The sequence below is a fragment of the Adlercreutzia equolifaciens genome (assembly GCF_029076695.1).
Taxonomy (GTDB): domain Bacteria; phylum Actinomycetota; class Coriobacteriia; order Coriobacteriales; family Eggerthellaceae; genus Adlercreutzia; species Adlercreutzia equolifaciens_A.
The window spans coordinates 1-304 of sequence record NZ_JARFIK010000354.1 but is presented as its reverse complement, the minus strand read 5'-3'; the positions used below and the strand labels follow the sequence as shown (position 1 = coordinate 304).

At 58.2% G+C, this 304-nt stretch carries 1 protein-coding gene; it reads right to left on the bottom strand.

Going from position 1 to position 304, the window contains the following annotated elements:
* Positions 1-151 (bottom strand): helix-turn-helix transcriptional regulator (locus tag PZH32_RS12720; protein WP_275208619.1); only part of this gene is annotated, 151 nt, incomplete at its 3' end.
* Positions 152-304 lie beyond the last annotated feature (153 nt).

Genomic DNA, 304 nt, shown 5'->3' with positions numbered 1-304 from the left:
CAATGAGGTTGCCCATCTCGGGAGCCGACTCGGCGCGCTCCCACATGGACACGGCCTGGCGCGACAATCCCAATTGCGTGGCCAGGTCCTCTTGGGAGAACCCGCGCTCGCGGCGCAGTTCGGCAAGGCGCTGGGCGATTTCGACGTTCATCACAGTTCCCTTTCGCGTCTTCTTCGTCACATCTTGCCTCTGACCATATGGTTTCCGCACCAGTTGCACCAGCACCTTATGTGGTCAATTTACCAGAAGCGGGCATAATTCCCCGCGACAACCAATGGTTGCGGGTAACGTGAACTGGGAATT